The sequence below is a fragment of the Paenibacillus sp. FSL L8-0333 genome, assembly GCF_037965665.1.
GTDB lineage: Bacteria > Bacillota > Bacilli > Paenibacillales > Paenibacillaceae > Paenibacillus_AQ > Paenibacillus_AQ odorifer.
Map to the genome: position 1 here is coordinate 3283239 of NZ_CP150186.1, position 24890 is coordinate 3308128.

The window sequence follows — 24890 nt, forward strand, 5'->3', positions numbered from 1 at the left end:
TGTAGAAATTTGCACCTGAATCTAATACTATCAGCAGAATATATAAAAGAAGAGTATTAAAACTATAAAACACAAAAAGGCGAATTCTTACTCATAATGGAGTGAGAATCCGCCAATATCTATTTGGATGCATTCCTACATTAAACCTCAATGATGATTGGAAGGATCATTGGACGCCGTTTCGTTTTCTCGTATAGGAACTTACTTAATGATTCTTTGATGGTCTGCTTGATGATATTCCATTGGCCGAGATCAGTTTCGTTCATCTTTTTAAGGGTCGATGTTACATGCTGGTTGATCTCGTCCATTAAATTATCGGAGTTACGGACATAAACGAATCCCCTGGAAATGGTGTCCGGCTCATTTAATAGACGTCCATCGGTTTGGCTCAGTGTAATCACCGTAATCAGTATGCCGTCTGCTGACAGCTGGCGACGATCGCGAAGCACAACATTTCCAATATCACCGATCCCAAGGCCATCCACTAGAATTTGCCCAGCAGTCACTCGACCGGATTGGCGGACAACACCAGACGATGACTCGACGATGTCCCCATTTTTTAGAATAAAGATATTTTCTGGTTTGACGCCTACCGCCTCCGCTAACAAGCTGTGATGATGCAGCATGCGGTATTCACCATGGATCGGAATAAAGTATTCAGGTTTCATTAGAGTCAGCATTAGCTTAAGTTCCTCTTGGCTACCATGCCCTGAGACGTGAAGCTCACTGCGTGAACCATAGATGACTTTAGCACCCAGCATATATAAATTATCGACAATCCTTGAAACATTTCTTTCATTTCCTGGGATGGGATTGGCTGCGAGCAGAACCGTGTCCCCAGCCTGGATCTCCATCAATCGATGGCTTGAGTTCGCTAAGCGTGAGAGGGCGGCCATGGGCTCTCCTTGACTGCCTGTACATAAAACAGTTACCTGAGCCGGAGGAAGCTTAGCAGCTTCTGCAGGTTCGATCAGCATATTGTCCGGAATGTTTAAGTAACCGAGCTCTTGGGCTACTCCGACTACATTAACCATACTTCTGCCGAGTAAGGTCAATTTACGTTCAGTTAAATGAGAAGCATCAATGATCTGCTGTAGACGATGTACATTTGAGGCGAAGGTAGAAATAAAAATTCTACGTTCTGCTTTTAAAAAGGCTTCTTCTATGTGAGCGCCAACAAGCTTCTCAGAAGGGGTGAAGCCAGGGCGCTCAGCATTGGTGCTTTCTGAAAGCAGGATCTTTACACCCTTTTTACCGATATCGGCCATTTTATGTATATCTGGATACTGCTTGTTGACGGGCGTCATGTCAAATTTGAAGTCTCCCGTATGAACTACGGTACCTTCAGGTGTATCGAATACTACGCCAAGGCAATCTGGAATGCTATGATTTGTATTAAAAAATGTTGTAGTAATGGCACCCAGGGTTAAAGTAGATTCTGAATCAATACAATTGAGTTTCGTTTGTCGTAAAATCCCATGTTCCCTAAGTTTATTTTCGATTAATCCTAGGGTTAAACGGGAAGCATATATCGGGATATTCAACTGTTTAAGCAGGTAAGGAATCCCACCGATATGATCCTCATGTCCATGAGTAACCACCAATGCTTGTACCTTATCAATATTATTTAATAAATACGAAACATCAGGAATAATTAGGTCAATTCCTAAAAGACTTTCATCTGGAAATTTAGAGCCGCAATCAATAACGACAATGTCATCTGCGTATTGCAGGATATACATATTTTTACCGATTTCATGAACCCCGCCTAATGCTGCAATCGAGAGCTGCTTAGCTGCCATTTTCATTGAAGCCCCTCCTAAATAAATTTCTCTATATTATGTTTGATTCCCATTATAATTATCCATTCTGAAGGCTGATACAATATAATAACTGAAGAAAGCTAATCGAAAGATAGGAGAACGTTACTCATGAATATCCGACTATTACAAATGAAAGATAATAGCTCCATTGAAAAGGTCATCAGGGACTGCCTAATTGAGTTTGGCGGGAATCGCGCGGGTCTCGCCTGGGAGGATGACAGCCTGCATCATTTATCAGATTATTATAATCATAGTGAGAATCGGGCTTATTGGGTTGTTGAAGAGGGAGGGGAAGTATTGGGAGGTTGTGGAATTGCTCCTTTCGGGAATGATGACAAGATATGTGAGTTGCAAAAAATGTATTTATCTCAGTCGATTAGAGGTAACGGGATAGCCAACGAACTTTTAAATACAGCGCTGGACTTTGCCAAGCTTCATTACAACCAATGTTATTTGGAGACACTGCAAAACATGCACGCAGCCAACCGTTTCTACACAAAAAATGGATTTGAGCTTTTAGAAAAACCACTTGCTGGGTCGGAGCATTTTGCTTGTGATGCTTGGTATATTAAAAATTTAATGTAATTGATTTAAAAATGTTGGAGGCCTGGATTACCAGGCTTTTTTTGCTCTAAGATAATGATTTTTTATTTGACAATAAAACCGTCCAGACGGTATAGTAAATAACAGAGGTGATTATCGTGAACAGTAATTCAAAACGAAGTAGTATTTTATTAGCAGCTTCTATTGTTGTTAAAAATAATGGGGTGGAGAAGCTTACGCTTGAAGCTGTTGCCAAAGAAGCCGGGGTCAGTAAAGGTGGACTGCTGCACCATTTTCCGAATAAGGAAGCTTTAATAAAAAGTATGGTGGAAGAGTTAACAAGCGATTTTTTCAGTAATGTTCAAGAAAGAGTAGCGAATGCATCTAGAGAAACGGGGAAGTGGGGACGAGCGTTTGTTCAGGCGATTGACGACGATCTTAAGGAAGAGCAGGAGATTAGCACAGCGCTTTCGGCTGCTCTTTTTACGAATCCGGATATCCTTAAGAAATTTCAAGATCAATACTCAGTATGGCAAAACAATATAGAGAACGATGGAATAGATCCTGTACGTTCAACGATTGTCAGGCTGGCAGCGGACGGTTTATGGTATTCAGAAATGTTCGGATTAGGAGTTTTAGATAAGGAGTTACGCAGTAAAGTGATTCAAGAATTAATAAACATGACGGAGTAAGGAGGGGCTATTGTTGAATTCATATCTGTTACTGGCAACAGCGATTATCTGCGAGGTATTTGGTAGCTCCATGCTTAAGGTTTCTAACGGGTTTAAAAAGATTTTACCTTCAATAGGAGTCGTACTCGGCATGGGTTCAGCCTTTTATTGTCTTTCTTTAGCGCTTTCAACGATTCCTCTAGGGACGGCTTATGCTATTTGGTCGGGGGTAGGTACGGCTTTAACTGCGTTAATAGGAGTAATCATTTATAAAGAAAAATTCAATCTGAAGAAATTACTCGGTCTGATTCTTATCATTGGTGGAGTAGTCATTATGAAACTTTCTGGTGGATCTCATTAGAGCTTGGAGGAATTATTATGAACAAGAATAAGGGTTTTTTGGTACTAGGGGTAGCTATTATAAGCGAAGTAATAGGTACAACTATGCTGAAAATGTCAGAAGGGTTCACACAAATATTGCCTACTATAGGTGTTATTATTGGTTTTATAATCGCATTTTATAGTTTGTCTATAAGTCTCAGAGTTTTACCTTTAAGCTTAGCTTATGCGATTTGGGCAGGTGTAGGTACAGTTCTAACCGCTATCGTTGGCAAAGTAATATGGGGGGATCCATTTAGTGTGCTTACACTTGCAGGCATAGTATTAATAGTTGGAGGTGTAGTTTTATTAAACTCTCCAGATTCAGCTGATGAAAAAGAACTTAAAACCACAAGCTAATCTTTATAAAAAACAAGGGCCTGAGAAATCAGGCCTATATTTGATTGGCGTGATGTTGATAGATTCCATATTTAGGGTAGTTTGGCGATATTGGTATCACATATCTTTTCCGTAGAATTACATCTTATAGCTTGAACTGTTCTTTCTCTATAATGAAAGTGTCTCACATTGAAAGGAGGATCGGTTGTTATTTAATGTGCTCTGAGATGAATTTGAATGTAAACGCTATCATTTGAGCACTCAGATAGGGTGACACGTTAGTGATAATCTACATTAAGAGGAGGATTATAATGCGCAACAAGTATGTCGTATGGTCGCTTGTAGTAACCCTGTTGATTTCAAGTTTATACCTGGCAGCGGGTCCGTTCACATTTGTTAGTGCCTCTGGTGGCGCGAATTTGACGCTGGGCAAAACTGTAACGGCTAGCGGTCAATCACAAACGTACAGTCCAAACAATGTGAAAGACAGCAATCAAGAGACGTATTGGGAAAGCAGCAATAATGCATTTCCGCAATGGATCCAAGTTGATCTCGGTACAGAGACAAGTATTGACCAAATCGTATTGAAGCTGCCAACGGGCTGGGAGACGCGTACGCAAACACTCGCCGTTCAAGGCAGCACAAATGGATCTACATTCACTGACATTGTTGGTTCAGCTGATTATGTGTTCAATCCTTCAGCAGGAGGGAACACCGTTAAGATTGATTTTTCAGCAACCAGCACTCGTTATGTACGCCTGAATGTAACAGGCAATACGGGTTGGCCGGCAGCGCAAGTATCTGAATTCGAAATTTATGGAGCTAGCACACCAACACCGACGCCAACAGCCACACCGACAGCCACACCAAGTCCAACAGCCACACCAACGCCAACTGTCACACCAACGCCAACAGCCATACCGACAGCAACGCCAACGCCAACAGCCACACCGACAGCCATACCAACGCCAACAGCCACACCAACGCCAACTGTCACACCAACGCCAACAGCCATACCGACAGCAACGCCAACGGCTACGCCTGTTGCGGGCAGTAATATCGCGGTTGGCAAATCGATTACCGCATCCTCTAATACGCAATCATTTGTGGCAGCAAATGCTAATGACAACAACACCAACACATACTGGGAAGGTGGCAGTAATCCTAGTTCATTGATACTTGACCTGGGGTCAAACTACAATGTTTCCTCAATCGTTCTAAAGTTAAATCCAACCGCTGCATGGGGAGCACGTACCCAAACGATTCAAGTGCTCGGTCACAATCAAAACACAACGACATTTGGGAATCTGGTGTCAGCACAATCGTATTCGTTTAATCCAGCTTCAGGAAATACAGTAACCATTCCTGTTACCGCAACTGTCAAACGTCTACAGCTTAATATTACTGCCAACTCGGGTGCTCCAGCTGGACAGATCGCCGAATTTGAAGTGTACGGTACTCCAGCTCCGAATCCGGATTTGGTGATTGCTGGCATGTCCTGGTCACCAACGAATCCGGTTGAGTCTAATGCGATTACGCTGAATGCAATCGTAAAGAATATCGGCAATGCCAACTCATCAGCTACTACTGTTAATTTCTATTTGAATAATGAGCTTGTAGGCTCAGCTCCGGTAGGTGTACTAGCAACTGGAGCATCGACAACAGCATCGATGACACTTACCGCAGGAGTTAAGCCTGCCGCAACGTATTCAGTTAGTGCCAAAGTTGATGAAGACAACCTAGTTATCGAACAAAATGAAGCGAATAACAGCTACACGAACCCAGCCTCACTTATTATCGCTCCAGTGTCCAGCTCTGACTTAGTGGGAACTGTTACATGGACGCCAAGTAATCCTGTTGCTAATAACAATGTAACGTTCAATGTAAATCTTAAGAATCAAGGAACCATCACCACTGCAAGTGGTTCACATGGTCTAAGCGTTGTTCTTAAAAACTCTGCGGGTTCCACTATTCAAACCTTTAATGGATCTTATAACGGTGCCTTAGCAGCGGGGGCATCAGTTAATGTTGCGATTCCAGGGACTTGGACAGCGATTAATGGTAACTACACAGTCACCACTACTGTTGAAGTGGATGCTACTGAGATAGCTGCCAAGCAAGCGAATAATGTAAGTGTTTCTAATCTCGTTGTCTATGCTGCGCGTGGTGCAAGCATGCCGTATAGTCGATATGATACCGAGGATGCTACTCTCGGGGGTGGCGCGACATTGAAATCGGCGCCAACCTTTGATCAAGCATTAATCGCTTCTGAAGCTTCTGGCCAGCGTTATATAGCTCTTCCTTCGAATGGTTCGAACTTAGAGTGGACGGTCAGACAGGGTCAAGGCGGCGCAGGTGTAACGATGAGATTTACAATGCCTGACTCTGCAGATGGGATGGGATTGAATGGTTCACTGGATGTGTATGTGAATGGAGCGAAAGTAAAAACAGTTTCCTTAACCTCATACTACAGCTGGCAGTATTTCTCAGGTGATATGCCTGGCGATACACCTAGTGCAGGACGTCCACTATTCCGTTTTGATGAAGTTCACTGGAAGATGGATACACCCCTCCAACCTGGGGACAAGATTCGAATCCAGAAGAACAATGGAGATAGCTTGGAATATGGTGTGGATTTCATTGAAATTGAATCTGTTCCAACAGCAATTGCCCGCCCAGCTAACTCCGTATCTGTAACAGATTACGGTGCTGTGGCAAACGACGGACAAGATGATCTGGCAGCTTTTAAAGCTACTGTAAATGCAGCCGTGGCAAGCGGAAAGTCTATTTATATTCCAGCAGGAACCTTTAATCTTAGCAGTATGTGGGAGATTGGTTCTGCTAGTAATATGATCAATAACCTCACTATTACTGGTGCTGGTCTCTGGCACACCAATATTCAGTTCACCAATCCTAATGCTGCGGGCGGTGGTATTTCACTCCGTATTTCAGGTAGGCTAGATTTCAGTAATGTATATATGAATTCTAATTTGCGCTCACGTTATGGGCAAAATGCAATTTACAAAGGTTTTATGGATAACTTTGGAACCAACTCTATTATCCATGATGTCTGGGTAGAGCATTTTGAATGCGGAATGTGGGTAGGCGACTACGCTCATACACCTGCGATTTATGCTAACGGGCTGGTAGTTGAAAACAGTCGGATTCGGAACAATCTTGCAGACGGCATCAACTTCTCGCAAGGTACTAGCAATTCAATTGTACGCAATAGCAGTGTGCGAAATAATGGTGACGATGGTCTTGCAGTATGGACCAGTAACACAAATGGTGCACCTGCTGGTGTGAATAATACCTTCTCGTATAACACCATTGAGAATAACTGGCGTGCGGCAGCGATTGCTTTCTTTGGAGGAAGTGGTCATAAGGCTGATCATAACTATATCATTGATACAGTTGGTGGTTCCGGCATACGTATGAATACCGTTTTTCCAGGTTATCATTTCCAGAATAATACGGGTGTAGTTTTCTCAGATACAACCATTATTAACAGTGGCACGAGTAAAGATCTTTATGGGGGTGAACGTGGCGCAATTGATCTTGAAGCATCAAATGATGCTATCAAGAACGTTACATTTAACAACATAGACATCATTAATACCCAGCGTGATGCGATTCAATTTGGATATGGTGGTGGATTCGAGAACATCGTGTTCAACAACATCAATATTAACGGTACAGGACTTGATGGAATAACAACTTCACGGTTCTCAGGTCCACATAAAGGTGCAGCTATTTACACCTATACAGGCAATGGTGCGGCAACCTTTAATAACCTGACAACTTCCAACATTGCTTATCCGAATCTGAATTATATTCAGAGCGGTTTTAATCTAACGATTCATTAATTTTATGTACGAGGTTAAGGGAGAAGCTCTTAGGAGCTTTTCCCTTTTTAGCTTGTAACGAGCTGGATATCTCTAATTTGCCAGAAGGATAATGACTACATGAACAAGAAATTAATATATGGGGAATTTAAACTATTAAATTTTTGAAATTCTTTTGCAGATGTGTTGATTTCATCATCTTATGTTCGTCATAGCAGATGCGTCGGATCTCAAAGGACCTCCTGATTTTGTTAAACAACTTACTGCGCTTATTCAGGCAAACCATTTAATTACTTAAAGGGAGAGATGAAAAATGAATCAGGAAGTAATCGATTTTATTGAAGCGCTAAAAGAATCATGGCAGGTGGAGTTGTCCACCTCACTACGTGAGGTTGTTCATCAGGCTATACCGGATGTGCAGGAACGTATTCAGTATAAGAAACCTCATTTTTTGAAAAATGGAAAATACGCTGCGGCCATCTCGACATCAAAAGACGCAGTCAGCTTTGTAATCTTTAATACAACCGAGCTAACGCTTCCAGAGGGAGCATTTGAGGGACCACCTGAAAGGAAAACCTTAAAGCTTCGAAAAGGAGACACATTTGATTCTGCACAGTTGGTCTCTTTAGTTGCTCAAGCTTCAGCTTCTCTTTGATCCATACTTATATTAAAAGGACGATATCTCAAAGTCATTTGACTTCATGGGATATCGTCCTTTTTTGATGATTATACAGTTTTAGTTACTAGTTGTAGTGCTGAGATAATGAATCTGCTCTTCCAGGATGGTACTTGCTTTGCCTAAAAATGTTGTTATCAACTCAAGCTCCTGCTCAGTAAAGGAAGACGCCAGTTTAACCATCTTAGTGTGCAAAGGAAGGTAGGCATTTCCAACCTCGTTATTCTCATATAAAGGGACAATGATCACCTTACGACGGTCATTTGGGTCATGTTCTCTGCGAACAAAGCCGTTTTTTTCAAGTCGATCAACTAATGTGGTAATGCTGCCTGTAGTAAGTCCAGTTAATTTGGATAGCTCGCCGGCGGTGATAGGACCTTTTTCCTGAAGGATATCTATAGATAGAAAATCGTTATTGTATAACCCCAAAGAAGTTGCTACTTTTTGCTGATACAAAACCGTTCGGCTGCCTAGGCCCCGCATGCGTAAAGTTAAGTCTTCCTGCTGAATTGTAACTTGATTGTGTCGATCTCTTGACAAAAGAGGACCCTCCTTTTAAAATGTTTATATCTTGATAGTCAAGATAATTAATAAACAAGATGCTTGATGAACATCTAATTAATTGTCTTGATTTTATCGAATTATTCACTAATTTGCAAAGGATATAACATCACGTGGTTTGGAATGAAGCCTGTGCACAATCCTTTAACAATTAGAGTAGAACTAAACATTTGGGAAAAGTGGAGGAGAAAAAGGAGCATGGAAAAGAAAAATAAAGTTGGGGTTATTATAGTAGCTCTATTGTTGGCCACCCTTATGGCATCAATGGATAATACTATACTTGCAACCGCAATGGGAACCATTGTAGGTGACCTTGGCGGTTTTGACAAATTGATGTGGGTTACGTCCGCTTATATGATAGCTGAGATGGCGGGTATGCCGATTTTCGGTAAATTATCGGATATGTATGGACGTAAGCGATTTTTTATTTTCGGTATTATTGTCTTTATGATTGGTTCAGCTTTATGTGGTACGGCAAATTCTATTGTCCAGCTTAGTATTTATCGGGCAATTCAGGGTATTGGTGGAGGGGCACTCGTTCCTATTGCATTCACGATTATGTTCGATGTAGTGGCCCCAGAAAAACGGGGGAAAATCGGGGGGTTATTCGGTGCTGCCTATGGTATTTCCAGTATTTTTGGTCCTCTTATTGGCGCTTATATAGCGGATTATATTCATTGGTCTTGGGTCTTTTATATCAATTTACCCATTGGTGTTATTGCATTCTTTATGATCGCTTTCTTCTACAAAGAATCTGTTGAGCATTCCAAAGAGAAAATTGATTATCTTGGGGCTTTTACACTTGTAGCTTCAATCCTTTGTCTCATGTTTGCGATTGAGCTCGGGGGTAAGAAATATGCTTGGGACTCGACAATGATTCTGGGATTATTTATGGCTTTTGTTGTGTTTTTAATTGGTTTTATTTTTATTGAACGTCGTGCAGAAGAGCCAATCATTACCTTTGGCATGTTCAAGAATCGTCTCTATTCTACGAGTAATGTTATGGCGATATTTAGCGGAGCGGCATTTATTACAGCCTCGGTGTACATTCCAATTTATATTCAAGGGGTTCTTGGCGGGTCTGCCACAAATTCGGGGCTTGTTCTACTTCCGATGATGATTGGTTCTGTTATCACTGCTGCTGGCGGAGGATTCTTGCTCTCTAAATTTAATTATCGCACGATCATGATTTCTACGTTAGTACTCCTTGTTGCAGGTATTGCTCTGCTTACCACACTAACACCAGACTCCTCCCGGTTTATGGTCACTATTTTTATGTTTCTGGTGGGTCTTGGCATAGGTTCATCATTTTCTGTTCTAAGCAATGCAGCGATTCATGGATTTACAGCAAGACAACGGGGTTCTGCAAGTTCGACACTTAGCTTCACACGGGAGCTGGGAATGACACTTGGTATTACGGTATTTGGTATTATTCAAAGTCACATTTTTTCGAATAAATTAACTTCCATGTTCAGTAAAGGAGGCGCGGCACCAGAAGGTGTTAATCTAAGTGATCCAAGTACAATTTTGACTCCCGACACACGGGCCAAAATTCCCTCTGAGGTTCTTGATAAAATCACCGAAGGATTATCTTCTTCTCTTGTTCATACCTTTGCTTGGGCGATTATTCCATCAGTTATAGCTCTAATGGCAGCATTTGTGATGAGCAGGGAGAAGTTTGATCCTGCTTCTGAGCTGGAAGAATTTACGGCATCGCATTAAGGAAATAAAAGATAAAATAAAAGCCTAAGTCCTTTGTTAATAAAGGCTTGGGCTTTTTTGATAAGAAGCTCGGCGATCCTATTTCTCTGAAATGCTATATCGAGAATGTAAATGCCAGATAAGCTCTCTACGGCTGCTGACACCTGCTTTAGCGAAAATGGATTTTAAATGATCCTGAACCGTGTAAGCAGAAATATGTAACTCAGCAGCCAATTCTTTAGTAGATAATCCACGAATTACTCCTTCAAGTAAATGCTGTTCCCGTTTCGTCAGATCATACGCTTCTGCAATGATAGGAAGCATATCTGCTGGACGTGCAGGCTCGAATGAAATAGCGATTTGCGTCTGACCGTCGTATGCATGAAGCCGGCTAGCCCGGATCACTAGATAAGGTCCTTCTGACATCCGGATACAGGACTTAGCCATCCCCGAAGATTCAGAGGGACTATTGATTGCTTGTGTGCTCACCGCCCGAATTGGACGTGGCAGGATATGGTGATCAATTTTTTCTAATGAACGAAGTTTCTCTAACCAGCGGTCTGCTGTAGGATTGGAGGAGAGGAGCACTAGTTGATCAGAAAGGACAGCAATTCCGGAACCGTAATCTTCTTCCAGCCAAGTCTGATTTCTCTCAGGCAACTCAAGACTGAAAGCCCGCATTCTTGCGGCAATCTCAGGAAGCATTAAGGCTATCCACTCACAATCCTCCCGCGAAAATACAGGCTGACCCGACTTTCTGTAAAGTGTCAGATACCCCCAACACGCATCTCCATGAACAAGTACAGCGCGTAATTCATCCTCAAATCCTGCCGGAGACAGTACTTTTTGATAGCGGGCACTCAAATCTGGCTGCCCTTCGGTTGCTTCATATAAAGTAGCTACGTGCACTTTACTATGAACCATTTGCTCATAGGGATTAATATCGTCTTCACCGTATTCGATCTGGAACAAGTGATGGTGAATGGATTCCACGTTATCTTCTGTAACTGCACCTGTCGAGAGTAGTGTACGTGGATCAACATGGGTACAGCAGGCAGCATCAAAGGGTACAGCATCGCGTAAAATCGACAGTAATGAAGTACGGTAGCTATGTGAAGAATCAGAAACAGCACCGAACCTTATGATTTGTTGTTTAATATGATTAAGTTGTCTTATGGTTTTCATAGGTAAGCCCTCTAGTCATGGAGTATAAAAACAGGTATCCCACATTTATGGGATAGTGAATGTAAACCATATCCGTATAATTGAGAATGGTTCTTAATTATTTCTATTATATAGGATGCGGTGATAAAATGCAGAGAAAAGAAGATATTGTAGTCGTCGGTGGATATGGCCATGTAGGGCGTACCATTTGTGAAATCTTAGAGAAAAAATATCCTGGAAAGGTATATGCTGCAGGGCGAAGCCTTGTAAAAGCAAAGCAATTCAGTCAAGCAACTGATGGGAAAATTAAGCCGATGCAGGTGGATATTAATAAACCTTTACCTACTGATAAGTTAGAACGAGTTAAATTAATCATTATGTGCTTAGATCAAACGGATACAGATTTTGTAAGAGCTGTGTTTCGAAGCGGTATTCATTATGTGGATGTATCTGCGAACGGTTTGTTTTTGAATGAAATTGAGAAATACAAGAGAGAGGCTGAAGATAATGGGTCAAGTGCTGTCTTAAGTGTAGGACTTGCTCCCGGCATCACTAATCTCCTGGCCCTTGAAGCAGAGCGGCAGATGGATCAGATCGAGGAGATAGAAATTGCAATTATGCTCGGACTAGGTGATTCTCATGGCAAAGCGGCGCTAGAATGGACAGTCGACAGTTTAGCAGCTAAGTTCGAAGTGAAGCAGGGTAATCGCCAGGTTGAGGTGGAGAGCTTTACAGACAGAAGGTTATATCATTTTGGTGATAAGATGGGTAATCGATATGCTTACCGTTTTCCATTCTCAGATCAACAGACACTGAGCAGAACACTGAAAGCATCGTCTATCTCCACACGATTTTGTCTTGATTCAGCTATGGTTACTAAAATACTGGCAATAACGAAAAAAACAGGAGCCGTTCGCTTACTGCAAATAGGCTGGCTGAAGAATTTAATTGTTCGTGCTATGGGGCGGCTGCATTTGGGGGATGATGGGTTCGCTATTAAGGTTGAGGCAAGTGGAAGAAATTTAGAAGGTAAATTACTTCATGCGGATTTTTTATTACAAGGAAAGAATCAATCTATCATTACGGCAAAAGTAACAGCGGCAGTAGCAAAACATCTATATGATTCACCACCCCCAGGTGGAGTTTACCATATTGAGCAGCTGACTGATATAGCGTATATACAGAAGGAATTAGGATCAGCAATTTCTCTCAAGACTGCGGTAAACTAGTATAATATTAATCATATAGAAAGGGGCGTCATAGAATGAATAGAAAAGATTGGGAGCTGTTGAACGGTCATAAAGCGGGCGTGTTTTGGTTCACAGGATTATCAGGTTCAGGAAAAAGTACACTAGCACAACAAGCTGAAAAAGAATTGTTTAAGCAAGGCATAAGATGTGCTGTGATCGACGGCGACCAGCTAAGAAAAGGTTTAAATATCGATTTAGGTTTTTCAGAAGAGGATCGTAAAGAAAATATGCGGCGCGCGGCCGAAGTAGCGTCTATGTTTTTGGACCTTGGCTTTATAGTGCTTGTCCCGATGATTTCACCTTCTTCAGCTGCTAGAGAAGCGATTAGATATCGTTTTCAGTCTGGCGAGTTTGCAGAGATTTATGTGCAATGTTCATTAGAAACCTGCGAACAACGTGATCCTAAAGGGTTGTATAAGAAAGCTAGAAAAGGTGAAATTCGTGAGTTTACAGGTATTGATGCTATTTATGAACCCCCTAAACATGCCGAATTGACAGTTGACACAGAGATTTACAATATGGAGAGCAGTGTGAATCTGCTAGTTGATTTTGTTACACATAATTACGCTAAAAAGATATAGTGGGAAGTTAACAGAAGCCTAATTAAGTAGGGCTTCTTTTTTTGCATTCTCAAATGGAATTTTATCGCATAAAGGGAATCAAGGTGCTACAATATGAATGAACAAAAATAAATTCATTCATATTTATCGGGATTATTCAAAATATGCGATATATGGAGGACTCCAAATGAAAAAAGTTACTGCATTTATTGGGAATCAGCAAAAGCATGCGACCTTTGAAGCGGTTTGTGAATTTGGCAATAATTTAAAAGCATATGGTGATATTGAATTTGAGTATGTCTTTTTAAAAGATTATCGGCTTGAATATTGCCGGGGCTGTAAGATATGTTTCAATAAAGGTGAGGAGTATTGTCCACTAAAGGATGATCGTGATGTATTGATGGAGAAAATGATTCATTCTGACGGGGTTATTTTCGCTACCCCTAATTATGCATTTCATGTATCGGCACCGATGAAGAACCTCTTGGATCGGCTTGCCTTTGTATTTCATAGACCTCGTTTCTTCGGAAAAACCTTCACGGCTATTGTCAATCAGGGGATCTTTGGAGGCAACAAAATTGAAAAATATCTTAGTAATATGGGCGAGAATTTCGGATTTCAAGTCACAAAAGGCTGTGTCTTGACTACTTTGGAACCAAGAACAGAAGTTGCGCAGAAAAAAATGACGAGAGAAATTAAGAAAGCCTCCGAAAGATTCTATAAGGACCTCATGTCACCTAAGACTCCGGTTCCTTCATTTTTCAGGTTAATGCTGTTTCGAATGTCACGTACAAGTATAAAAACAATGCTTGATGATCATTCCAGGGATTACCGGTATTACAAAGAACAAGGCTGGTTTGAGTCTGGTTATTATTATCCTGTTTCATTGGGTCTTATAAAAAGGACAGCGGGTCTGATCTTTGACTTTATTGGGAAACGTATGGCGAAGAATTCGTAACCATAAAGACACTTCCCCGTATAAGATATGAACATGACCGACAATTAACCAAAAGAGAAGTTGAGGTAATCCACCTATGAATGTAAATTTAACCGATCATGCCGATTCAGCCTATTCGCTAGCCGAGCAGAGGGCGGCTCAGTATTTTGTTTCACTGCATATGCAGTTCAAAGAAAAAACGTATGTATCTACTCTGACTGAAGATATTCAATTATGGAAAAAACATCATATTCATCACCGCTCATGGTTGTCCTTTTTCTCTAGAGGGAAGAGGAAACCTGATTCTCAGGATTATCATAAGTATATAGGGTGGCTGAATCTTTCCGGTAAATTGGATGATTATTTAGATCGCAGCGTTTCCTATTTATATATGAGAGATCTGGGCAAAGCCTTGGATTCTCCTGACACACAAAACAGGATTAAGCGAATGGTTGCTGACATTAGATCTCAATTGATCCCAGACGGTTCAACAATGATAAGAGAACAATCAGAATTTATGAGCTTGGCAGGAGTATATCGCTGGGCGCAAAAAGAAGGCGTCGAGACCGCCACCATCTGGGTGATCGACAAGCTAAAGAACGTATCAACCCATATTCCGCAGGAAATGAATGCCGAACAAGCGCAGCGTAAGTTAATTAAGATCATTATCGGGGTCATTCTGCATGTAATGGAGGAAATGGGGGAGAGTACCCCACCTTTGGAACGTTCTAAGAAGCTTAGTGAAGCCATTAGACTTGGTTATTCTTATGGGCTGACTTACCCTTTTATTGATGATCTTCTCGATTCCAGTGTCTTAACGCTTCAAGAAAAAGAGCAATATTCCCTCATGATACGCGACGCTATCCTTACTAGATCTGTGCCTGAGCTTGGAGAATGGTCCGGAGAGAACATGGAATTCATTCGATACGTACATTCGGAGCTTAGTGAAGCTTTCCAATATATTAAAAGCTATCAACGTCCAGAAATGCAGAACATATTTTTCGAGCAATCCTTTGTGTTTTTTCAATCTCAGGAGCTGGACCGTGTTAAGGAACTCTCCAACGCTAAATACACCAATGAAGAGCTTTATATCCCCATTATCTTAAAATCCTCTTCTTCCCGTTTAATTGTCCGATCCGTTATTAGTGCTCCTACAGATGATGGATTTGATCAACGTACTTTTTATTATGGTCTTTACAATCAACTGGCTGATGATTTTGCGGATATGTTTGACGATATGAAAGAGGGAGCGGTAACGCCGTATACCTATTTTCTGAAATACCGTGATCAACGTTCAGAATTGATAAACCCTTTTGAATTATACTGGACCGTCATCTCTCATCTAATCCATTCCGTATATCACTCCGATGCCAAAACCCGTGAAGTGATTCTAGATCGAGCAATTAACGGTTTGAAGCGTTGTAAAGAACGTGTGGGTACTGAAAAGTATAAAGAGATTATGCAGATCTTTGCTTCGGGTCAACCCGAATTTAATCATCTCGTGCAGCAAATGGTGTTGAAAGCTGATGATGTGGATTTTTTTGACAAACTACTAAGAGATCAACTGCTTACGAATTTAAAAAACAACAAGCAGGAAAAGGTGGATTTTCACAATACGATTCAAAAGGTTCGTGGTGAAATCAACAATCAATTGCCGATTAATAAACCTGTTGGGACACCAGCTATGAAAGAAATGTTAATTGATGCAGCCAATTATAGTTTAGAGGGTGATGGCAAGCGAATACGACCTATCCTGACTTGGGTTATGGGTGTGAACGAATACGGATTAGACAGCGCAGCAATTGTGCCGCTTTTGAGGTCTTTGGAATATATGCATACTGCATCCTTAATTTTCGATGATCTGCCCTCTCAGGATAATGCCCCCACTCGAAGAGGCCGTTCAACTCTACATGAGGTGTATAATAGCGCTACGGCGGAATTGACAGGACTCTTTCTAATTCAGAAGTCGATTGAGGAACAGGCATCCCTTCATACATTCGATGCTAAATCCGTAATTGCTTTAATGCAATATTCAGCTCAAAAGGCGGAAGATACCTGCATGGGGCAAGCGATGGATTTGAATTCTAAAGGAAAAGCATTGACGCTAGAGCAATTAAATATGATTTGTTTCTATAAGACGGGCATTGCGTTCGAAGCTTCACTAGTTATGCCAGCGATTCTTGCACAGGTTAAGGAGACAGAAATAGAAGCTTTGAAGAAATTCGCTTATCATGCGGGGATTGCTTTTCAGATTAAAGATGATTTACTCGACTTGGAAGGGGATTTACAATTACTAGGTAAGCCGACAGGGCAGGATGTTGAGAATAACAATGCAACGTTTGTCTCCATTCTGGGTTCAGAAGGTGCTAGAAAAGAGATGTGGGAGCACTATTGTCTTGCCATGGAGGCGTTAAAAGAGATCCCCCGCAATATCAATTTTTTAAAACATCTATTGAATTATATGGTTAATCGTGATCGATAAATATGAAAATGGAGTGTTGGCATCTTTGCCAGCACTTTTTTATGAAAAAAATCAATCGTTTTTACGTTCAGCTCCGTCTTACTTATAAGAACATCAGAACGATGACTTTATCCTAATACCGACACTGACAAAAAAAGAGGGGGTGTAGTGAGTGGTGGATAGGACGATGGACGAGGTCAGAATGGTTGATTTTGCCCGTATGGATGAGGAAGTTTTCTTTAAACGCCTGTATGTGGAGCATCGGAAAATGTACACCGTCGCTTATAGTTATCTACGAACAGAAGCGGACGCGTTAGAAGTTGTACAAGAGGCTTCATGTCGGGCCTGGATGAAACGTAAGAAGCTTAAAGATGAACAGTCATTTACACCTTGGTTGATTCGAATTACGATCAATTGCTGTATGGATGAACTACGACGAAAAAAACGAGTGATTCCTACGGAGAAGCTGGCAGAGGTTGCAACTCAGGAAATGAAAAGCAACGACCGGATTGATCTGGAACGCGCTATGAACAGGTTAAAGCCCAAATATCGGCATGTGGTACTTCTTAAATATTACAATGACATGACTACAATCGAAATCGCAAAAGTGCTAAAAAAACCAGAAGGTACAATCAAAACCTGGTTACGTGAGGGACTTAAACAGCTTCGTAATGTGCTGAAGTGATATGGGAGGTGAACAGAGTGACAGATAAAGAAGATCGTATTTTGCAGAAAAATGTTGATGAAATGAATCAGAATACTGAAACTTTACAGGAAATGAAAATATATAACGCGATGCGAAAGGGAATTATGGAAGGAAAAAAACGTGAGAAACGCCGTGTTTATACCGCAGGTTTGGGAGTGATTGCAGCTGCAGCCGTAGCCCTATTATTTACATACTCTTCAATCGGATTACCGGCCAAGGAAGTGGCCCAACCTTCAGTTCAAACCGCCAGCCCTAAAAATACAGATGATTTTGCAGCTTATCGCTCATTTTCAAGGTTAGAACCAGCACTTGCAAGTGCTCTGGAACAGAATCTCGTGATGCCGGTGGGTCAGAGCGCGGAAAACAAGGGGTACCGAGTGGATGTAACTGGTGCAGTAACAGATGGAAGGAAGGTGTATATTCTATACAGTGTTCAGAACAATACAGACAAAGAAGTTATACATGCGGATTTTGCGCTTCAATATGAAGGCATACAGGAGTCGAATCTACATAAAGGTGCTGCACTAAGTATGCTTGCCAGCGATAACCGAATTCAACCAGGCCAGTCTAAGGATTTTATATACACCACTAGTCTTTCACCAACGATTAAATATCCAAAGGAAGTAAACTATAATGTCATTCTCACTGAAACTTCAGATAAGGCGCTACAATCCAGTAGTAATAAATACCGGACTAATCTGGATGTTGCTTTCGAACTTAATCCTGATATGCTCAAAGCACAGGAAAGAATTCTAAAAACGGATAAAACGCTGACAGTTGACGGGCAAAAGATTAAAGTGAATCTAGTGCAATATACACCGCTTAGTACCTATGCAGATTTGGAGTATGATCTGAACAATGATAAACAAATTTTCCAATTGATTAATCCAGTTCTGATTAGTACAAATGGGGGTGCTACCGAAAAATTATTTTACCCCGACATCGTCAACTCTGACAATTCTGAAGTCTATTCGGACAACACCAAGTTTACGCTGGTGTTCAGGAACAGCCAGAGCGGCCTAAAGCATCAGCCAGACACCGTTTCATTAAAAACCTTTGGTATCTCGGCAGTCGAAAAAAATAAAATGAAAATTGTTGTCGATCTCAATAGGCAGCAAATCATTGAAGCACCGGGAAGCGGCCTTGAGCTTGTTGCTCCAACGCAAGAGAATTATGCAGATGAAGGAGAGATCTTGTTGCGGCATACAATTACTGATGCCGAATATTTAAAATACTACACTAGACTTGCTGAGACTTTTACTGATGCGGAAGGAAATGTGCATAAAAGAGCAATCAAAACAACTTCGGCAGGAAACTTCGGTGGCTACATGACTTCAAAGGATGGTACAGCCGTGGATGAAATGCGTTATACTTTTGGAAAGGGAGCGAAAGATTATCCTCAACCACTAACGATTACGCTAGAGAAATATATCAATCCGATTATGGATACGCAAGCCGTAGAGTTATTTTCTAAGTAATAGATTAAGCTTAACGATTAATAATCTTGTATTTGTTGTAATCCTATAGGAGGTAGTTATGCGTAAATATAACACTGTAATCTTTGATGTGGATGGAACCTTAATTGATACAGAAATTGCTGTTTTGAGTTCTCTGCAAAAGATGTTAAAGGTGGATCACAACAAAGAGTATGAATTGTCAGAGCTTAATTTTGTGTTAGGTATTCCAGGTTCAGCTTCATTACCGCAACTTGGGATCGAAGATATTCATGAGGGCAATGAGAGATGGAATGTTTTCATGAAAGATTTCTATGATACTATTAACATCTTTGACGGAATTGTAGATGTAATGAGTTCATTACAGTCAAAAGAGATCGTTCAAGGAATTGTGACTTCCAAGACAAGAGATGAGCTAAATGACGATTTCGCTCCATTTGGCTTAACTAAATATTTATCATATACCGTTATCGCAGAAGATACAGCAAAGCATAAGCCACATCCAGACCCCTTGCTAGAATTTATTAGAGTATCAAAAGCAAACCCTGAATCATCTATTTACATAGGGGACACGATTTATGATTATGAATGTGCACGAGATGCTGGTGTCGATTTTGGATTAGCTTTATGGGGATGCAAGCAGCATGAGCATATTCCCGCGAAATATAAATTTGAAACTCCGCAGGATATTTTAAAGCTGCAATTGTAAAGTGAATAGGATGAATATAAAGCAGAGCGGCATTTTGCCCTCTGTTTTTTAATGGAAAAACCTTCATTGTATGTTCTTAACATTGACTCTTCTCTATCTTATCGTTAATATTACCTCTGTGCTTCATTGCCCAAAAGCCTAAAAGCTTAAAAGCTTAAAAGTAAGGAAGCGCCGCATTCTTCGGATTTTATCCCAATCACAATGTTAAGGAGCACTATCGTTATGGACCGTCAGCTTAGTTTTTCAAAAAGTATGATTATCATCGCCTTTATTCTTGCATTTCTTTTTGTATCTATTTTCCTATTAAAAGCAGAACCTCATATCCCGCTTCTCGCAACCACAGTTGGCACAGCAGTCTTATTGGGTTTATTTGGTGTGTCATGGAAAGATATTGAGGCAGCTATCATCAAAGGCATACAAACAGCTATAATGCCCATTCTTATTCTCATGCTAATCGGAATATTGATCGCTGTATGGATGATGAGTGGTACGGTGCCTACACTTTTATTTTATGGTATGGATTATATTAATCCGAACTACTTTGCAGTAAGCGCGTTATATGTCACAATTGTCGTCTCTATGTTTACTGGAAGCTCATTCACCACCGTTAGCACGATTGGTGTAGCTTTGATGGGTATTGCTTTGACGACAGGGATTTCTCCAACACTTGCTGCTGGAGCGATTATTTGTGGAGCTTGTTTTGGTGATAAAATGTCACCTTTATCTGATACTACAAATTTCGCACCTGCAGTGGTAGGTATATCCTTGTTCACACATATTCGTAATATGATGTACACAACGATTCCAGCGCTTATTATAACTACTGTCTTTTTCTTGTTCGCACCAAAAGCCGATGCGATTGATTTATCGTCGATTCAGGGGATTAAGTTTGCTCTACAGGATGGATTTAGTATTCACTGGTTAACGTTGATCTCACCACTTGCCGTTATTATTTGCTCAATCAAACGAATCCCAATCCTTCCTACACTGATGGTTGGCATTGTCACTGGTCTTCTGGTGACCGCTATTATTCAGCAGCAGACAGAAATCGGTGTCTGGTTCAGTGTGATGCAGAATGGATACGAAAGTACTATTGCCAATGAAACCGTTGCTTCTATCGTTAACCGAGGTGGAATGCAATCAATGATGAGCTCCGTTTCACTTATCTTGATTGCTTTATCATTAGGCGGGCTAATACAATATTGTGGTGTCATAGAGGCTTTTTTTCGCAAAATCATTCAACCTCTCAAACGTAAAAGCAGTATCGTGCTTATGAGCGGCGCATCATCCATTGCGGTTAATGGGATGACTGGTGAACAGTATCTTTCTATTTTGCTGCCCGGTCAAATGTTCAAAGATGAATATAATCGCCGAGGCATTCCAGCAAAGACACTATCCCGTACGTTAGAGGATTGTGGAACCCTTGTTAATCCTTTAATTCCTTGGGGAGTTAGCGGTGCTTTTTTCGCAGCTACACTAGGTGTACCGGTAATTGAATATATACCTTATGCCACCCTTCTGTGGTTAAGCCCATTCATCACGTTTGCGTATGCTTTGATCCCGAAGCTGCAAAAGAACTCGTTAGGCTAACCTTCTCTGAAAGAATGTATTTATTGAACGGATATAAAGAATAATAAGAGTGATTTCTGATTTATATCTGGGTAATTCAGCGGGGGTATTGATAGTGAGTCGCAATAAGTTGCAGGATAGAATCAGGTTAGCAAATGTCGAGACTAAACATGCAGAGCAATTTAATAATTTATTACGTTATGTATTTCAAGTGACGAATCGTGATTTACAAATCTTTGGTTGGGAAAATCGTGAAATCACCCAAGCGAAGCTGCCAGTTCTAAAGTATGCTGATGTAGTCGGTTGGTTTGATGGTGATAAATTGATTTCACAGTTAGCAGTATACCCATTTCAAGTAAATATTTTTGGGCGAATTTATGAGATGGGTGGCCTGACGGGTGTTGGAACCTATCCCGAATATGCTAATTTAGGTTTAATGAATAAGCTGATGCTGCATGCATTAACTAAAATGCGGGGCCGCAAGCAATCAATTTCTTATCTATTTCCGTATTCCATTCCATATTATAGGCGGAAAGGCTGGGAGATCATTACCGATAAAATCTCATTTGAAGTTCCGGATACTCAGCTGCCGAAAACTAAAAAAGTTCCTGGGAACGTGGAGCGGGTAACTATTGAACATCCGGATATCAAGGAGATATATGATCAGTTCTCCATGCAGCATCATGGAGCTATGCTTCGAAATAAGTTGGCTTGGGAAGAATATTTACGCTGGGATCTGGATGAAATGACGGTAGGCATCTATTATAACAATGATGATTTGCCCACGGGGTATTTGTTGTATTGGGTTGCTGAGGAGATCTTTTATATCAAAGAAATGGTATATATTAACGAAGAAGCTCGGGTGGGATTATGGAACTTTATAAGTGCACATTTTTCGATGATTACTCTTGTCAAAGGGGATATTTATAAAGGGGAGCCGCTTTCCTTCGTTTTAGATGATGGTGACATCAAGGAAACCATTGCTCCTTATTTTATGGCCCGGATAGTGGATGTACAATTATTTATCGAACAGTATCCGTTTAAAAAACAGGATAAAGAGGGTTGCCTTATCTTCACCTTGAGTGATCCGATGCTGGAATGGAACCGGGGTACATTTACGCTTAATGTGGATAAAGATGGAACAGGTGTTTTGCACGCAGGAGGGACTAACCCTTCCTTGTTGATTGACATTCCGACTTTAACCACGATGTTAATGGGCTATAAGCGACCTACCTATTTGGCTAGGATCGGTCGGATCCAGGCAGATGAAGCGACAGTTCAATTCCTGGAAGGGTTAATCAGGCCAGAACATCCTTATTTCTCTGATTATTTTTAAAAAGCATACTCTAATGAGTGTGCTTTTTTGTTCTTTTATAGTAGAATTGATTCTCGGCAACACTAAATGATATGGGGTGTAAGAATGGCGATTAATTTCACCAAACCAATGATCCAAAGGTTAGAACAAGAAATCATAGAGGTAGAGAGCAAGCTCAAAAACGTGAAGAACAAAAAGGAAAAATCCAAATTCAAAATTAATCAATTAGAACAGGATATGAAATTTAGCAAGTCTCACACAGATTTGAGCAGTAAAATGACGCGAATCAAAAAGCTTAACGATGAAATTAAAAACATGAATCGCCTGCAAGCTGATCTTTCCAAAGAATTAACAGCAAAGAAAAACTCGTTAAAAAAACTCCAGGTAAATGGAACCGCGCCTACTACAATTGATTCCACAAAAGGATAATCGATGATGGTTGCACAGATAAAAAACCGCGTAACTGGCGGTTTTTATTTTTTTACCAGCTCATCTGTATCTCCCCTTAACAAGGAAATCTCATGCTTATAGGGTGCGTTTACATATTTCTTTTCACCGATGGAGGGAGTCTCTAAGAGTTTGGGAATAGCTGGAAGTTATTCAAAAGAGACTCCACATTCACTACCTTTTCCAGCCATAGTTTCTAATGAAACCTGAACATTTCGTTTATCTGTTAGCACTTCGTTTAAGCCTTCCACGATCCGAGAGATGCCGGCTTGAGAGCCAGGATGTAGGACGATTTGGGTTGAACCCAAAGCTTCTGTTCTTATGATTTCTGATTGAAGAAACTCTATACTATGCTCAAAGACCTGTGCCGAAAGTGTATTTCCTAAGTTAACAATAAATGGAGCGTGTACAATAATATTAGAAATACCGTTATCTCTCATATGAGCATGTCCTGCTTCAATATTCAAAGCTTCAATGGGTTTGCGGCGTGTATTTTGTGGGGCTCCGGTATAAAAAAGGAAGGTGGTCGCTCCATAAGAAGCTGCCTCTTCACTAGCTCGAAGGAGCATTTTTGTTCCGGTCATAGACACATGAGAGCCTAGGAGTAAAGACATCGGGGTTGACACTTCCTTTCCTCAGAATACAGGAAGTTTTTTAGGGAAGATCAAGGTTGTCTTATCTGATCTATTATTTATGAGAGACAACCTTAGCGACCCGGAATTTAGCGCTAATTAGCGGCGAAAATAGTCTCGCCTTGAATTGGTTTTAAATCTTGCTCCCATTTAACTCTGATTGCCCGGGAAGTGAATAGATCAGCTCCATCTGAGATTTGGAAGTGTAGATGGGCCTCGCTCGTATTACCAGAATTACCTGTTAAGCCAATAACCTCCCCTTTTTCGACTTTATCCCCCGGTTTTACAGTAACTGACCCTTGTTTGAGATGCGCCAAATGACTATATTCCCCGCCATGATCAATGACAACGATATTTCCGGTAGCTTGATTCGGATTCATGACCCCAACTGGCTCATTGTCTTTAATGTCATTCACAACCGATACAACGGTGCCGTCCGCTGGAGCGAGAATGTTTTTGCCAAAGGCATAATAGCTTTCATTTCTTAGTGGGTCTCCTTTATAGGAATAGTTATCTTTGGTTTGGATAAAATCGTAAGCGTAACGCTGGATTTCTAACTCATAATGATAATTCACAAGCACATTCTCACCACCCCAAAACACATACCAATCTCCCTCAAACGGCAGCGCGTATTCATGTTTACTTAGTACATTGTCGGTTTCAGGAGAAGGGATAAGCTCTTGAACTTGAATTAATGTAATCATCCCATCCGGATCAAACATCCCGACGAGCCCCTTATTGCCAGCATCACTAACCCATGTGCGTCGATCAAATCCATTAAGCTGCATGGTCGATGCCTTTTCCAATGTATGGATACCCTTAGTGAATTCTTTTCCTGTCTCTGCTAATTCTGCTTCACTTATTTCATCTTTTAAAGGCTGGTTAAAGCGGGCATACAACTCCTTATACTTCCCGTCCAGTAGAATCTTTGATAGTTCATCTGGAGCAAATCCGCTCAGAATGGCAGCTGTGGCCGGGTTTGTTGTCTGCTCCGCCTTTTCAGTAGTCGGCACATCAGCATTCTCTCCTCCACAGGCAGCCATTAATAAAGACAATGACCCTACAGCCAAGACAGTTCTTGTATTCAAAATAACTTTATGAATGATTTTTTTAGGTTTTTTGTTCATATATATCGCCTCCCAGTATTAC

The 24890-nt window shown here is 41.0% G+C and carries 21 protein-coding genes and 1 pseudogene; 17 read left to right on the forward strand and 5 right to left on the reverse strand.

Features of this window, described 5'->3' with window-relative positions; translation table 11 throughout:
* Nucleotides 1–140: 140 nt before the first annotated feature.
* On the reverse strand, nucleotides 141–1802 hold the full coding sequence (locus tag NYE72_RS14735; protein ID WP_038574458.1) for a ribonuclease J: 1662 nt from the start codon (nucleotides 1800–1802) through the stop codon (nucleotides 141–143).
* Nucleotides 1803–1931: 129 nt separating this feature from the next.
* On the opposite strand from NYE72_RS14735, the gene NYE72_RS14740 reads away from it, so the two are divergent.
* The 6 genes from NYE72_RS14740 (at nucleotide 1932) to NYE72_RS14765 (ending at nucleotide 8254) form a co-directional block, all read left to right on the forward strand.
* Entirely contained in the window at nucleotides 1932–2408 is a 477-nt protein-coding gene (locus NYE72_RS14740) for a GNAT family N-acetyltransferase (RefSeq protein ID WP_038570891.1), read from the forward strand.
* 116 nt (nucleotides 2409–2524) lie between these two features.
* Complete coding sequence (locus NYE72_RS14745; RefSeq protein ID WP_036677976.1) at nucleotides 2525–3058, forward strand: TetR/AcrR family transcriptional regulator; 534 nt, start codon at nucleotides 2525–2527, stop codon at nucleotides 3056–3058.
* 13 nt (nucleotides 3059–3071) lie between these two features.
* Nucleotides 3072–3398, forward strand: coding sequence for a multidrug efflux SMR transporter (locus NYE72_RS14750; protein WP_038570894.1), 327 nt, complete (start codon nucleotides 3072–3074; stop codon nucleotides 3396–3398).
* A gap of 17 nt (nucleotides 3399–3415) precedes the next feature.
* Nucleotides 3416–3775, forward strand: a complete 360-nt coding sequence (locus NYE72_RS14755) for a multidrug efflux SMR transporter (protein WP_339211996.1) — start codon at nucleotides 3416–3418, stop codon at nucleotides 3773–3775.
* A 290-nt stretch (nucleotides 3776–4065) separates the two neighbouring features.
* A complete protein-coding gene (locus NYE72_RS14760) occupies nucleotides 4066–7620 on the forward strand; it encodes a discoidin domain-containing protein (RefSeq protein ID WP_038570899.1) in 3555 nt (1184 codons plus the stop codon).
* A gap of 292 nt (nucleotides 7621–7912) precedes the next feature.
* The gene (locus NYE72_RS14765; RefSeq protein WP_036677965.1) at nucleotides 7913–8254 is read left to right on the forward strand and encodes a DUF1801 domain-containing protein; all 342 of its coding nucleotides are present in this window, start codon (nucleotides 7913–7915) and stop codon (nucleotides 8252–8254) included.
* A gap of 81 nt (nucleotides 8255–8335) precedes the next feature.
* On the opposite strand, the gene NYE72_RS14770 is transcribed toward NYE72_RS14765, so the two are convergent.
* On the reverse strand, nucleotides 8336–8758 hold the full coding sequence (locus NYE72_RS14770) for a MarR family transcriptional regulator (RefSeq protein WP_169744822.1): 423 nt from the start codon (nucleotides 8756–8758) through the stop codon (nucleotides 8336–8338).
* 276 nt (nucleotides 8759–9034) lie between these two features.
* Between NYE72_RS14770 and NYE72_RS14775 the strand changes: the two genes are divergently transcribed.
* Nucleotides 9035–10558 (forward strand): MDR family MFS transporter, encoded by a 1524-nt coding sequence (locus tag NYE72_RS14775; RefSeq protein ID WP_038570903.1) that lies wholly within the window; start codon nucleotides 9035–9037, stop codon nucleotides 10556–10558.
* Nucleotides 10559–10636: 78 nt separating this feature from the next.
* Here NYE72_RS14775 and NYE72_RS14780 read toward each other — a convergent pair whose 3' ends face one another.
* Nucleotides 10637–11722, reverse strand: coding sequence for a helix-turn-helix transcriptional regulator (locus tag NYE72_RS14780; protein WP_038570906.1), 1086 nt, complete (start codon nucleotides 11720–11722; stop codon nucleotides 10637–10639).
* A gap of 128 nt (nucleotides 11723–11850) precedes the next feature.
* On the opposite strand from NYE72_RS14780, the gene NYE72_RS14785 reads away from it, so the two are divergent.
* From NYE72_RS14785 to NYE72_RS14830, 10 genes are all read left to right on the forward strand, one after another.
* Complete coding sequence (locus tag NYE72_RS14785; protein ID WP_036677954.1) at nucleotides 11851–12930, forward strand: saccharopine dehydrogenase NADP-binding domain-containing protein; 1080 nt, start codon at nucleotides 11851–11853, stop codon at nucleotides 12928–12930.
* A gap of 35 nt (nucleotides 12931–12965) precedes the next feature.
* Nucleotides 12966–13532, forward strand: a complete 567-nt coding sequence (gene cysC / locus NYE72_RS14790) for an adenylyl-sulfate kinase (RefSeq protein WP_038570909.1) — start codon at nucleotides 12966–12968, stop codon at nucleotides 13530–13532.
* A 166-nt stretch (nucleotides 13533–13698) separates the two neighbouring features.
* The gene (locus tag NYE72_RS14795) at nucleotides 13699–14469 is read left to right on the forward strand and encodes a flavodoxin family protein (RefSeq protein ID WP_038570912.1); all 771 of its coding nucleotides are present in this window, start codon (nucleotides 13699–13701) and stop codon (nucleotides 14467–14469) included.
* Between the two features lie 76 nt (nucleotides 14470–14545).
* Nucleotides 14546–16930 (forward strand): polyprenyl synthetase family protein, encoded by a 2385-nt coding sequence (locus tag NYE72_RS14800; RefSeq protein ID WP_339211998.1) that lies wholly within the window; start codon nucleotides 14546–14548, stop codon nucleotides 16928–16930.
* A 166-nt stretch (nucleotides 16931–17096) separates the two neighbouring features.
* Nucleotides 17097–17594: an RNA polymerase sigma factor gene (locus NYE72_RS14805; RefSeq protein WP_036678355.1), complete on the forward strand. Its 498-nt coding sequence runs from the start codon at nucleotides 17097–17099 to the stop codon at nucleotides 17592–17594.
* A gap of 17 nt (nucleotides 17595–17611) precedes the next feature.
* Nucleotides 17612–19093 carry a DUF4179 domain-containing protein gene (locus tag NYE72_RS14810; protein ID WP_038570918.1) on the forward strand — a complete coding sequence of 494 codons (1482 nt, stop codon included), beginning with the start codon at nucleotides 17612–17614 and terminating at the stop codon, nucleotides 19091–19093.
* Between the two features lie 58 nt (nucleotides 19094–19151).
* Nucleotides 19152–19778, forward strand: coding sequence for an HAD family hydrolase (locus NYE72_RS14815; RefSeq protein ID WP_038570921.1), 627 nt, complete (start codon nucleotides 19152–19154; stop codon nucleotides 19776–19778).
* Nucleotides 19779–20000: 222 nt separating this feature from the next.
* Entirely contained in the window at nucleotides 20001–21368 is a 1368-nt protein-coding gene (gene nhaC / locus NYE72_RS14820) for a Na+/H+ antiporter NhaC (protein WP_038570924.1), read from the forward strand.
* Nucleotides 21369–21462: 94 nt separating this feature from the next.
* Complete coding sequence (locus NYE72_RS14825) at nucleotides 21463–22683, forward strand: GNAT family N-acetyltransferase (protein ID WP_036677937.1); 1221 nt, start codon at nucleotides 21463–21465, stop codon at nucleotides 22681–22683.
* Between the two features lie 84 nt (nucleotides 22684–22767).
* Entirely contained in the window at nucleotides 22768–23091 is a 324-nt protein-coding gene (locus NYE72_RS14830) for a hypothetical protein (protein WP_036677934.1), read from the forward strand.
* Nucleotides 23092–23135: 44 nt separating this feature from the next.
* On the opposite strand, the pseudogene NYE72_RS14835 reads toward NYE72_RS14830, so the two are convergent.
* Together NYE72_RS14835 and NYE72_RS14840 are read right to left on the reverse strand one after the other, a co-directional pair.
* Nucleotides 23136–23723, reverse strand: a pseudogene (locus tag NYE72_RS14835) (TIM barrel protein).
* Between the two features lie 113 nt (nucleotides 23724–23836).
* Nucleotides 23837–24868 (reverse strand): M23 family metallopeptidase, encoded by a 1032-nt coding sequence (locus NYE72_RS14840; RefSeq protein WP_339212000.1) that lies wholly within the window; start codon nucleotides 24866–24868, stop codon nucleotides 23837–23839.
* Nucleotides 24869–24890 lie beyond the last annotated feature (22 nt).

Bases quoted from the DNA above. Each gene is read 5' to 3' on its own strand.
- NYE72_RS14795 (WP_038570912.1), top strand. From the start codon at position 13,699: ATGAAAAAAGTTACTGCATTTATTGGGAATCAGCAAAAGCATGCGACC.
- NYE72_RS14755 (WP_339211996.1), top strand. From the start codon at position 3,416: ATGAACAAGAATAAGGGTTTTTTGGTACTAGGGGTAGCTATTATAAGC.
- NYE72_RS14805 (WP_036678355.1), top strand. From the start codon at position 17,097: ATGGACGAGGTCAGAATGGTTGATTTTGCCCGTATGGATGAGGAAGTT.
- NYE72_RS14815 (WP_038570921.1), top strand. From the start codon at position 19,152: ATGCGTAAATATAACACTGTAATCTTTGATGTGGATGGAACCTTAATT.
- NYE72_RS14765 (WP_036677965.1), top strand. From the start codon at position 7,913: ATGAATCAGGAAGTAATCGATTTTATTGAAGCGCTAAAAGAATCATGG.
- NYE72_RS14800 (WP_339211998.1), top strand. From the start codon at position 14,546: ATGAATGTAAATTTAACCGATCATGCCGATTCAGCCTATTCGCTAGCC.
- cysC (WP_038570909.1), top strand. From the start codon at position 12,966: ATGAATAGAAAAGATTGGGAGCTGTTGAACGGTCATAAAGCGGGCGTG.
- NYE72_RS14775 (WP_038570903.1), top strand. From the start codon at position 9,035: ATGGAAAAGAAAAATAAAGTTGGGGTTATTATAGTAGCTCTATTGTTG.
- NYE72_RS14840 (WP_339212000.1), bottom strand. From the start codon at position 24,868: ATGAACAAAAAACCTAAAAAAATCATTCATAAAGTTATTTTGAATACA.
- NYE72_RS14760 (WP_038570899.1), top strand. From the start codon at position 4,066: ATGCGCAACAAGTATGTCGTATGGTCGCTTGTAGTAACCCTGTTGATT.
- NYE72_RS14740 (WP_038570891.1), top strand. From the start codon at position 1,932: ATGAATATCCGACTATTACAAATGAAAGATAATAGCTCCATTGAAAAG.
- NYE72_RS14785 (WP_036677954.1), top strand. From the start codon at position 11,851: ATGCAGAGAAAAGAAGATATTGTAGTCGTCGGTGGATATGGCCATGTA.
- NYE72_RS14770 (WP_169744822.1), bottom strand. From the start codon at position 8,758: ATGCGGGGCCTAGGCAGCCGAACGGTTTTGTATCAGCAAAAAGTAGCA.
- NYE72_RS14780 (WP_038570906.1), bottom strand. From the start codon at position 11,722: ATGAAAACCATAAGACAACTTAATCATATTAAACAACAAATCATAAGG.
- nhaC (WP_038570924.1), top strand. From the start codon at position 20,001: ATGGACCGTCAGCTTAGTTTTTCAAAAAGTATGATTATCATCGCCTTT.
- NYE72_RS14830 (WP_036677934.1), top strand. From the start codon at position 22,768: ATGGCGATTAATTTCACCAAACCAATGATCCAAAGGTTAGAACAAGAA.
- NYE72_RS14735 (WP_038574458.1), bottom strand. From the start codon at position 1,802: ATGGCAGCTAAGCAGCTCTCGATTGCAGCATTAGGCGGGGTTCATGAA.